The organism is Streptosporangium sp. NPDC050148 (assembly GCF_055586505.1).
On record NZ_JBVJIA010000069.1, the window covers coordinates 1 to 10,095 of the forward strand.

The following is a 10,095-nucleotide window of genomic DNA, read 5'->3' on the forward strand; positions in this document are numbered from 1 at the left end:
GCCGATGGTACTGCACCGGGGACGGTGTGGGAGAGTAGGTCACCGCCGGACAATCTTTCGAAAGCCCCCACCATTGGTGGGGGCTTTCGTGTTTCTGGGAGTCTCCAATCCCCCTGCAACTCCCTTCCAAGCCGTCGGTGGCAGTCTTTCCCATGTGACAGACACGCCAGGTACCGGCCCGGTGGGCAGGGATCTCAGTGCTCCGGCCCGAAGCCCGTGGCGAGCCCGTCGCGGTGGACCGGCCGTGATGCGCGCTCACCACGGTCGGCCCACCGCGTCGACTTCGAGCCACCCGCGGGACGACCGGGAAAACGGGCGGTGGGACGCCCGCCAAGGTGGACGCCATGACGGTCGTCAAGCCGGCCGTCACGACGACCGGTCCTTCCCTGGTCCGCGAACACCGGTCCACCGAACCGCCGCCGCACGTTCCGTCGCCGTACCGGTGACCGGGTTTCTAGGCGTGCAGCTCGCCGGAGAGTACCGTCACCGCGCGTCCCGCCAGCTCGACCCGGTCACCCCGCACGGTCGTGCGGACGACACCGCCGCGCTGGGAGAGCTGCGCTCCCACCAGGGTGTCGGATCCCAGCTTGGACGCCCAGTACGGGGCGAGCGCGCAGTGCGCGGAACCCGTCACCGGGTCCTCCGGGACCCCCACCCTGGGGGCGAAGAACCGGGAGACGTAGTCGATGCCGGTCCGCGAGCCCTTGGCGCGGGCCGTCACGATGATTCCCCGCGCCTCGACCTGCTCCAGGGCCCGGAAGTCGGGAGCCGTCTCCACCACGGCGTCCTCGGACTCGACCTCCACGAGGTAGTCCCAAACATTTTTTCCGGCCCAAACAGGTTTAACCCCGAGCGCAGCGATCAGAGGAGGGGGAGGACCCACCTCTTGGAGTAGTTTTGCCGGGAAATCCATGTTGATTAATCCGGATTTATCCCTGGTCACGGACAGGATTCCACTCTTCGTTGAGAATTCGAGGGTTTCTCGGACCGTTCCCGTGGAATACAGCACATGCGCCGCGGCCAGGGTCGCATGCCCACAGAGGGCCACCTCGGTCACCGGCGTGAACCAGCGGAGCGAGTACGGACCCCCGTCCTCGCCTCCGAGCAGGAAGGCCGTCTCGGAGTGCCTCATCTCCGCCGCCACGGACTGCATCCAGGCGTCAGGGACCGGATTGCCGAGTACGCAGACCCCGGCGGGGTTACCCTTGAAAAATTCATCGGTAAACGAATCGACCGTGTAGACGAGCATGCCTCCGATCGTAGGGGGCGCCGAAGATATCGGTTGAAGACGGGGCAGGAGATCAGGCACAGTCGGGATCAGGCAAACCAGTGCGGTAGCCGTACAAAGTGGAAATAAGCGCTGGGCGTGTCGCACGGCGAACTTCTGGTCGTCGGTTACCGTCCAAGGTGTAAGGACAGGCCGGATACGGCATGGTCCTGGCGAAAGGACGAGCCGATGGGGGCAGTGCGCAAGGTGGCGACCTACCTTGGCCTGGGCGGGGCAGAGCATTACGACGAGGCCTACGACTACGAGGACGACGTCGAGGGCGAGGAGGAGGACTGGCAGTCCGCCTCCGAGCGGGCGGCCAAGCGCTGGCACGCCATGAACGAGCCCTCGCGGATCGTGATGCTGACGCCGATGAAGTACAACGACGCACCGGTCATCGGGCAGCACTTCCGCGATGGTCAGACCGTCATCATGGACGTCAGCGGCATGAGCACCGCCGAGGCCACCCGCATGGTCGACTTCGTCGCGGGACTGGCGTACGGGTGCGAAGGCCGTATCGAGCGGATCGCGGAGAAGGTCTTCCTGCTGGCCCCCGCCGAGGTGGAGATCACCAACGGCTGATCCCCGCGACGGCGCGGCCGTCCCGGAACGGTCCCAAGGGCCCGGGACGACCTCGACGATCCGGGTGAACCCGACGATCTTGGACGAGCCTGACGATCCGGAACGGTTCCGAGGACCCGATGCACCCCCCCAGCATCCGGCCGGTCCTCACGGACCTTCCCGGCGCGTCACCCCCGGTCGTCAACCGGCTCGGGGACCACGGCGGAGCAGGCGGGTGAGTTCGGCGAGATCGGAGCCGGCCGTCGTGATCCGCTTCTCCGACTCGCGGGCGTACTCGTGCAGGGCCCATACCGCCCCCTGGGCCAGTTCCCTGAGCTCGGCGAGCCGCCTGACGACACGCTCGGCGTTCTCCCGCTCGCGCCTGCGCCTGCGCCACAGCCGGTAGCCACCCGCCACGGCCGGCAGCGGTGCCAGGGCCGCGAGCGGGAGGAGAGGAAGCAGGAGGGCCACCACCAGGATCACCGGGGCGAGGGCCAGAAGCAGGTAGGCACCCCAGGGACGGCCGAGCGGCGGGGCTCCCTCGGTGGTGACCCGCTTCTCGGCCGCCTCCAGCGACTCGGGGTCGGGTCCCTCGGGGCGTAGCGTCAGCTCGTGGCCGAGGATCGGCACGGTGACCGACTCCGGGGCCTCGGCCCGGGTGGCCTCGGCGAGGTTCTCGGCCGCCGCCCGCACGATGGGAGCGGCCACGTGCAGCGCGATGGCGGCCAGGTAGGGGTGGGAGCCGGGGCGCAGGTCGCTGAGAAGGTGGGTGGTGAGCGACCGGGCCGGACGTTCCGGGGCACCCGACCCCACCAGCCGGCGGAGCACGGTCAGCGGCTCGTCCTCGCTCCACACCACGGTCGTCTCGTCCGAGTGGTCGGTCTGCGCCGCGGCGAGGAGCGCGATGCCTGCCGGCCCGCCCGCGGTCCCGTTCTCGCGTCCGGACGTCTTCGCGGCGCCGGGCGCTTCCACGACATCGGACGGCCGGGTGCCGACGACGGCGTCCGTGCCCGCGGAGCCGCCGGCACCCTGGCCGGTGTCCGTGGTCGCGGTGTCGCCGCCCCTGCTCTCGCGGGCCGAGGTGATCTCGGCGCAGCGGTCGCGCAGGTGGGCCAAGCGGGCCGCGGCCTGGACGGGGGCGGCCAGTTCGGGAAGCTCGGCGAGCACCGTGAACCCGGCCAGGGCCGGGGAGACCGTCGTCGAGGGTTCGTCCGGGACCAGGGCGCGGAGCCAGCGGTCGGGTTCGGACGCGGGGGACGCGGCCACCGCGTCGAGCCTGCGGAGAACGAAGATCTTGCCCGCGGGCCCGTACGCCCCGCGTGCGGCGGCGAGCCAGAGCGCCCGCTGACCGTGGGTCACCGGACGGTCCAGGGACAGCTCTCCGAAGGCGGTGCCGAGCCACGAGGCGTGGATGCGGTCGCCCTGGCCGGCGACGGCCAGGGCGAGACACAGGAAGAGCGCGGTCCGCCGCTCGTCACGCTGGGCGGCGCGGGCGAGGGGCTCCAGCGAGTCCTCGCCGCGCATGATCAGCACGAGCGCCTCGACGGCCGGTGCCAGCCAGTGGCCGGACGACTCGCCGAGGCCCGCCGGCACCCCGGTGGGGACGACGCCGGCGGCCAGGTCGTCGAGAAGGGCATCGGTACGGCGGCGCAGCTCGGCCTCGGTGTGCGGATCGGCCTCGGCGTGCGGATTCGCGGTCAGGTCCGTGCTCAAGGCAGAGAACTCCCCGAAGTTGTGACCGATGACCGCGCCAGCGTATTGCGCTTCGGACATCCCCGCGGGGAGGCGCGCCGAACATGACTTTGCCAGACGATCGCCTCGATTTTCGCAATAAAGACGATCATCTGGTGGACAGGTTACATGCGCTCGGGCACCGGAACGCCGAGAAGGGTCAGGCCGGTCTCCAGAATCCTCAGGGTGAGCGCGCACAGGGCCAGCCGGGAGGCGCGTACGGCCGCCTCGACGTCGTCCCTGAGCACCGGGCAGTTCTCGAAGAACGTGGTGAAGGCGCTCGCGGTGTCGAAGAGGTACGAGGCCAGCTTGTGCGGCGCCGAGTGCTCCGCCATCTCCTCGACGACCGAGCCGAACCGCAGGAGCTGCAGGGCCAGGGCGCGTTCGGCCGGGTGGCCGAGCACGATGGGCCCGGTCGCCTCGGCCGGGGAGACGCCGCCCCTGCGGAAGATCGAACGGATGCGGGCCTGCGCGTACTGCAGGTACGGGCCGGTGTTGCCGGTGAGGGCGAGCATGCGGTCGAAGTCGAAGACGTACTCGCTGTCGTGGCTGACCGACAGGTCGGCGTACTTGACCGCGCCCATGCCGACGGCGTGGGCGATCCGGGCCCGCTCGGTGTCGTCGTAGTCCCGGTCCTTGATCACCTCTCCGGCCCGGGTCTCGGCCTCGTCGAGCAGCTCCAGGAGCTTGATCGACTTTCCGCTTCTGGTCTTGAACATCTTGCCGTCGGAGCCCAGCACGCTGCCGATCTGGACGTGCTCGGCCCTGACGTGGTCGGGCAGCCAGCCCGCGAGCCGCGCGGAGTCGAAGAGCATCGACATGTGCAGCGCCTGGGTGGCGCCGATCACGTAGAGGATCCGGTCGGCCTTGAGGTCGTCGACCCGGTAGCGGATCGTGGCCATGTCGGTGGTGGCGTAGCCGTAGGCGCCGTCACTCTTGCGGATCATGAAGGGGAGGGGCTGGTCCTCGCGGCCGGTGTAGCCGGGCGGGAACACGCAGAGCGCGCCGTCGCTCAGCACGGCGATGCCGCGTTCCTGGAGCTCGTCGCAGACCCGGGCGAGCATGGGGTTGTACATGCTCTCGCCGGCGATGTCCTCGTCGGTCAGCGTCACCTCGAGCTGCCGGTAGACCTTGTTGAAGTAGCGCAGGGTGGCGTCCATGAAGATGTGCCAGAGGCGCATCGTCTCGGGTTCCTCGGCCTGCAGGGTGACGACCCGGGCGCGGGCACGGGCGTTGAACGCGGGGTCGGCGTCGAACTTCGCGCGGGCGGTCTGATAGTAGGCGTTGCCCTCACCGGCCTCCAGCTGGGCGACGGCGGCCTCCTCGCCGATGTCGAGCAGGTGCTCGATGAGCATGCCGAACGGCGTGCCCCAGTCGCCGAGGTGGTTCTGCCGGACGACCTTGTTCCCCAGGTGCTCGTGGACCCGGGCCAGGGCGTCGCCGACGATCGTGGTCCGCAGGTGCCCGACGTGCATCTCCTTGGCCGCGTTGGGCGCGGAGTAGTCGACCACGACGGTCTGCGGCGGGGTGGCCAGGCCCACGCCGGCACGCGGGTCGGCCAGCACCTCCGAGGCCCGCTCGGCGATCCAGACGTCGGAGAGGGTCAGGTTGAGGAAACCGGGGCCGCTGACCTCGACGGTGCCGGGGAACGGGTCGTCCGTGGCCTGCGCTGCCGGGCCGGTGAGTCGGTCGGCGATCTCCTGGGCGACCTCCCGCGGGGCGCGTCGCAGTCGCTTGCTCAGGCTCATCGCCACGTTCGCCTGGTAGTCGGCGAACTGCGAGGGACGGATCAGCGGGTCTGCGTCGGCGTACTCCGCGCCGAAGGCGTCGGCCAGCGCCTGCTGGACGCGCCCGGTGAGTTCGAGTTGCGGGTCGGTCATGCCCCAAGGGTATCGGCTGGCCGATCCTGCTCCGAGGGGATATCAGCCCGTGGACGGCCTGCTCCCGCGGGCCCGTACGACCGCGAAGACGCCCGTCAGCGCGACCCCCGCGGCGGCGCCGAGACCGGCGGCGGTGAGCCCGGCGGCCGGATCGGCGACGGTGAGCGCGAAGAACTCCCGGGCGAACGGGACGGCGAGGGCGAGGGCGAACAGCCCGGCCATGGAGGTCACCAGCGCCACCCGCCACCAGACGTACGGCCGGGCGACCAGGGCCAGCACCGACCAGGCGGCGACGAACAGCGTGATCACCGCCGAGGTGCGGCTCTCGGCGAGGGACAGGCCCCCGCTCTGGGCGATCCAGTACGACAGGTAGACGGCGGCGGCGCAGACGATCCCGGAGGGGACCGCCAGGCGGAGCACGCGGGGCACGAAGCCGCCCCGGGCGCGCTCGTTGCTGGGCGCCAGCGCCAGGAAGAACGCGGGGATCCCGATGGTCAGCGCGTTGATCAGCGTGGAGTGCCGGGGGGCGAACGGGAAGGCGAGCCCGATCACCCCGGTCAGCAGGGAGAGCACGATCGCGTAGAAGGTCTTGGTGAGGAAGAGGCCGGCGACCCGTTCGATGTTGGCCAGCACCCGCCGGCCCTCGCCCACCACGGACGGCAGGCCGGCGAAGCTGTCGTCCATCAGCACGATCTGGGCGACCGCCCGGGTGGCGCCGCTGCCGGAGCCCATCGCCACGCCCAGGTCGGCGTCCTTGAGGGCGAGCACGTCGTTGACGCCGTCGCCGGTCATCGCGACGGTGTGGCCGCGTGACTGGAGCGCGCCGACGAAGAGCCGTTTCTGGTGCGGGCTGACCCGGCCGAAGACGGTGTTGGCGTCCATGATCTCGGCGAGCTTCTCGGGGTCGTCCTCGGGCAGGGTGCGGGCGTCGACCGCGCGGTCCCCGCCGGGGATGCCGAGCGTGGTGGCGATGGCCGACACCGACTCGGGGTTGTCGCCCGAGATGACCTTGACGGCGACGTGCTGCCCGGCGAAGTAGGCGAGGGTGTCGGCCGCCTCGGGGCGGAGCCGCTGCTTGAGCACGACGATGGCCGCGGCCTCGATGTCGCCGAGGTCGTCGGGGTCGCGCAGCGAGGCGACCCGGCCCAGGACGAGCACCCGCAGGCCGGTGGCGGCCAGCGCCCCGGCCTCGGTGTAAGCGGGGGTGCCGGGCGGCAGCAGGACGTCGGGGGCGCCCAGGACCCAGCCGCCGTGGCCGTCGAACTCGGCGCCGCTCCACTTCCTGGCCGAGGAGAAGGCGACCTTGGCGGTGGCGGTCCAGCCGGGTGAGTCGGGGTAGCGGGCCTGGACGGCGCGGGCGGTGGGGTTGGGGTCGGGGTCGAGGTTGGCGAGCGCGCCCAGGGCCTCGTCCACGGGCAGGCCGTCGCCGAGCGGGCGGACCTCGCCGAGCTCCATGCCACCGGAGGTGAGGGTGCCGGTCTTGTCGAGGCAGAGCACGTCGACCCGGGCCAGGATCTCGATCGCGGGCAGCTCCTGGACCAGGCAGCGCCGCCTGCCCAGCCGGATCACCCCGACGGCGAAGGCGATGCTGGTCATCAGGACCAGGCCCTCGGGGATCATGGTGACGATGCCCGCGACCGTGCCGGTGACGGCCTCGCCGATCTCGGTCTGCCTGCTGACCTGGCTCCAGGTGAGCAGGGCGCCGATCGGGACGACCAGCCAGGTGACGTACTTGATGAACCGGGTGACGCCCTCGCGCAGCTCGGAGTGGGCCAGGCTGAACGCGCTGGCCTCCTCGGCGAGCCTGGCCGCGTAGGCGTCGCCGCCCACCCGGGTCGCGACGTAGCGGCCCCGGCCGGCGACCACGAAGCTGCCCGACAGGACCTCGTCGCCCGGGAGCTTGTGCACCGGGTCGGCCTCACCGGTGAGCAGCGACTCGTCGATCTCCAGGCCGTCGGCGTCCAGCACCTCGCCGTCGACCAGCAACTGGTCGCCCGAGGCGAGGAGGACCAGATCGCCGAGGACGACCTGCCGGGGCGCGACCTCGGTGTCGGTCCCGTCCCTGCGGACCCTGACGGGGGCCTCGTTGACGATGGCGAGCCGGTCGAGGGTGCGCTTGGCGCGGAGCTCCTGGACGATGCCGATGGCCGCGTTCGCGACGATCACCAGGCCGAAGAGCCCGTCCTGCCACTCGCCGAAGATCATGATCAGCACCCAGAGCACGGCGATCACCCCGTTGAACAGGGTGAGGACGTTGGCCCTGACGATCGCGGCGACCGTCCTGCTCGACCGGCGCCGGACGTCGTTGACCTGTCCCGCGGCCACCCGCTCGGCCACCTGCGCCGAGGTCAGCCCCGGTTCCGTCACCTGCTGCACACGCTCCCCCGTTGATCGACTGGGACTCAGGGTACGCGGGGCCGGTGAGTGCGGTAGGGGATGTGACCCGATGTGCCGTGAGTATCACGTTAACCGGATAAGGGCGGATGGTCCCCGGCAGGGGGCCGGCACGGGCTCCGGTGCGGCCGGTGTGGCCGGTGCGGCCAGGGCTGGAACCGGGACGGAAGCCGGGGCGGAGAGCCGGTCACCAGAGGCGGTGCGGGCGGTGCGTCGAGGAGAGGCGCTCGCCGACGCGGTTCACCACGCCCTCGTGGGCGAGCGTGGCGGCGAGCACGCAGGCGGCGCTGATCCCCCTGGCGCGCGAGGAGCCGTGGGCGATGACCACGGTGCCGTTGAGGCCCAGCAGCACGGCGCCGCCGTGGACCTCGGGGTCGAGCCGGCGGTGGAGCTCCCTGATGCGTCTCTTCTGGAGCAGGCCGCCCATCCGGGCCGTCCGGCTCTCGTTGATCGTCTCTCGGAGCTCGGAGAAGGCGTAGCGGACGCTGCCCTCCATGGTCTTGAGCGCCACGTTGCCGGTGAAGCCGTCGGTGACGATGACGTCGACGGCCTGGGTGAGCAGGTCGTGCCCCTCGACGTTGCCGGCGAAGTCGAGGCCCGGTGCGGCCGACAGCAGCTCGTGGGCCCGTTTGACGAGCCTGTTGCCCTTCTCCGGTTCGCTGCCGATGGTCAGCAGGCCGATCCTGGGAGTCTCCACGCCCAGCGCGGTCTCCGCGTAGGCGGCGCCGAGGTGGGCGAACTGGACCAGCATCTCCGGCTTGACCTCGGCGTTCGCCCCGGCGTCCAGCAGCACGGTCGGGCGGGGCCGGGTCGGCAGGGCCACCGCGATGGCGGGCCTGAGCACTCCGGGCCGGCTGCGGAGCCTGAGCTTGCCGGTGGCCACGATCCCGGCGGTGGACCCGGCCGAGACCACCGCGCAGGCGTCGCCGCGCCGTACCAGGTGGCAGGCGACGGCGATGCTGGAGCGGGGACGGCGCAGGCTGGCGAGGGCGCCCTCGTCCATGGCCAGGGCCTCCTCGGCCCGGACGATGGGGATCTCGGTGGTGGCGTCGTGCCGGGAGAGGGCCTCGGCCAGGGGGGCGGGGGCGCCGACGAGCACGATGGAGATCCCGTGCTCGCGCGACGCCTGCACGGCACCCGCCACGATCTCGTCGGGGGCGTGGTCGCCGCCCATCGCGTCCAGGGCGATCGGCATGGTGCCGGGAGCGTCGATCTCAGGCAAGCGGTCACCTCGTGCGCGATGGTCTGTCCGCATCGTAGGCGGGCACCGGGGCCGGTCGCGCCACGGGGGTGATCAGAAGGTGACGGGGAGGTTCGCGTCGGTCCTCTCCCGGGAGACGACGACCTTCCCGAACGCGACCCGGCCGACGACCCTGATGACCGGTCCGCCCTCACCCGCCGGACCGTCCGTGCCGCCGGAGACGGAGCGCTTGGCGAACAACGCGCCGACCTCGTCGATGACGTGGGCGTTCTCGGGCACCCTGACGATCAGCTTGCCGAAGTGGCAGTCGACCTCCAGGGTGATCTCCCGGCCGGGGAGCACCGCGTCGGACAGGTCGGCGATCAGGGCGCCGAAGGAGACGCTCAGCGCGGTGTGCCGCCCGGCGACCCAGCGCCCGCCCCGGACGACCTTGCTGAAGACGGCGGCGACCCGCTGCCGCTCGGTGGCGGGGCTCTGGCCGTGGGCGGTGAGGCCGGGCAGGTCCCGGGTGAGGGGGACGAGGTCGCCGGTGGTGACGGCGGAGTAGGCGGCGTCCAGGCGGTCGGCGTGCTCGACGCTGGTCAGGCGGCCGGTGGCGAGCCCCTCCGCCAGCACCGCGGCCACCCGGTCGCGGTCGGCGTCGGAGGCGCGCAGGGCGGTCTCGGAGGCACGCGGAGCGGCACCGGGGGCGTGCGGGACGGCCTCGGGGGCGTGCGGGGCGACACCGGGGGCGTGCGGGAGGGGGACGGGGGACGTCATACCCGCGATTCTACGGCGATTCGCGATATATCGCGAGGCTCCTCGGCCGGGAATCCCGCGCGGAACGCCGTCGTCGACGGGGCGAGCGGCCGTCCGGCGCGGGATGCGCGCCGTGCGGTGTCGCCCTTCGTGCCCGGCCCGGTGCCGTCCCCGGGGGTGACGGCACGGACGCGGACGCGGCACGGAGCTCCGTCACGCGAGGGGGGTGGGGGGGGGGGGGGGGGGGGGGGGGGGGGGGGGGGGGGGGGGGGGGGGGGGGGGGGGGGGGGGGGGGGGGGGGGGGGGGGAGGGGGGGGGGGGGG

General features: G+C 72.0%; 7 protein-coding genes. 1 reads left to right on the plus strand and 6 read right to left on the minus strand.

The window, feature by feature from the left end:
• Positions 1-454: 454 nt before the first annotated feature.
• Positions 455-1,510: a PhzF family phenazine biosynthesis protein gene (locus tag ACZ6RT_RS37270; RefSeq protein WP_470158817.1), complete on the minus strand. Its 1,056-nt coding sequence runs from the start codon at positions 1,508-1,510 to the stop codon at positions 455-457.
• Here ACZ6RT_RS37270 and ACZ6RT_RS37275 point away from each other — a divergent pair.
• Positions 1,457-1,849, plus strand: a complete 393-nt coding sequence (locus ACZ6RT_RS37275) for a cell division protein SepF (RefSeq protein ID WP_399197324.1) — start codon at positions 1,457-1,459, stop codon at positions 1,847-1,849. The two genes, ACZ6RT_RS37270 and ACZ6RT_RS37275, sit on opposite strands and share 54 nt — an antisense overlap.
• A 180-nt stretch (positions 1,850-2,029) precedes the next feature.
• Here the strand turns inward: ACZ6RT_RS37275 and ACZ6RT_RS37280 are convergent, their stop codons facing one another.
• The 5 genes from ACZ6RT_RS37280 to ACZ6RT_RS37300 all read right to left on the minus strand — a co-directional run bounded on the left by ACZ6RT_RS37280 (position 2,030) and on the right by ACZ6RT_RS37300 (position 9,793).
• Positions 2,030-3,541 (minus strand): hypothetical protein, encoded by a 1,512-nt coding sequence (locus ACZ6RT_RS37280; protein ID WP_470158819.1) that lies wholly within the window; start codon positions 3,539-3,541, stop codon positions 2,030-2,032.
• A gap of 143 nt (positions 3,542-3,684) precedes the next feature.
• A complete protein-coding gene (gene argS, locus ACZ6RT_RS37285; protein ID WP_470158821.1) occupies positions 3,685-5,439 on the minus strand; it encodes an arginine--tRNA ligase in 1,755 nt (584 codons plus the stop codon).
• A 42-nt stretch (positions 5,440-5,481) separates the two neighbouring features.
• Positions 5,482-7,815 carry an HAD-IC family P-type ATPase gene (locus tag ACZ6RT_RS37290; protein ID WP_470158823.1) on the minus strand — a complete coding sequence of 778 codons (2,334 nt, stop codon included), beginning with the start codon at positions 7,813-7,815 and terminating at the stop codon, positions 5,482-5,484.
• 205 nt (positions 7,816-8,020) lie between these two features.
• Positions 8,021-9,028, minus strand: coding sequence for a phosphate acyltransferase PlsX (plsX, locus tag ACZ6RT_RS37295; RefSeq protein WP_399197326.1), 1,008 nt, complete (start codon positions 9,026-9,028; stop codon positions 8,021-8,023).
• A gap of 99 nt (positions 9,029-9,127) precedes the next feature.
• Positions 9,128-9,793 carry a DUF1707 SHOCT-like domain-containing protein gene (locus ACZ6RT_RS37300; protein WP_399197319.1) on the minus strand — a complete coding sequence of 222 codons (666 nt, stop codon included), beginning with the start codon at positions 9,791-9,793 and terminating at the stop codon, positions 9,128-9,130.
• Positions 9,794-10,095: the final 302 nt, after the last annotated feature.

Excerpts from the sequence above, each read along its gene's own strand:
- plsX (WP_399197326.1), bottom strand. The coding sequence starts at position 9,028 with ATGCCGATCGCCCTGGACGCGATGGGCGGCGACCACGCCCCCGACGAG.
- ACZ6RT_RS37300 (WP_399197319.1), bottom strand. The coding sequence starts at position 9,793 with ATGACGTCCCCCGTCCCCCTCCCGCACGCCCCCGGTGTCGCCCCGCAC.
- argS (WP_470158821.1), bottom strand. The coding sequence starts at position 5,439 with ATGACCGACCCGCAACTCGAACTCACCGGGCGCGTCCAGCAGGCGCTG.
- ACZ6RT_RS37275 (WP_399197324.1), top strand. The coding sequence starts at position 1,457 with ATGGGGGCAGTGCGCAAGGTGGCGACCTACCTTGGCCTGGGCGGGGCA.
- ACZ6RT_RS37270 (WP_470158817.1), bottom strand. The coding sequence starts at position 1,510 with ATGCTCTGCCCCGCCCAGGCCAAGGTAGGTCGCCACCTTGCGCACTGC.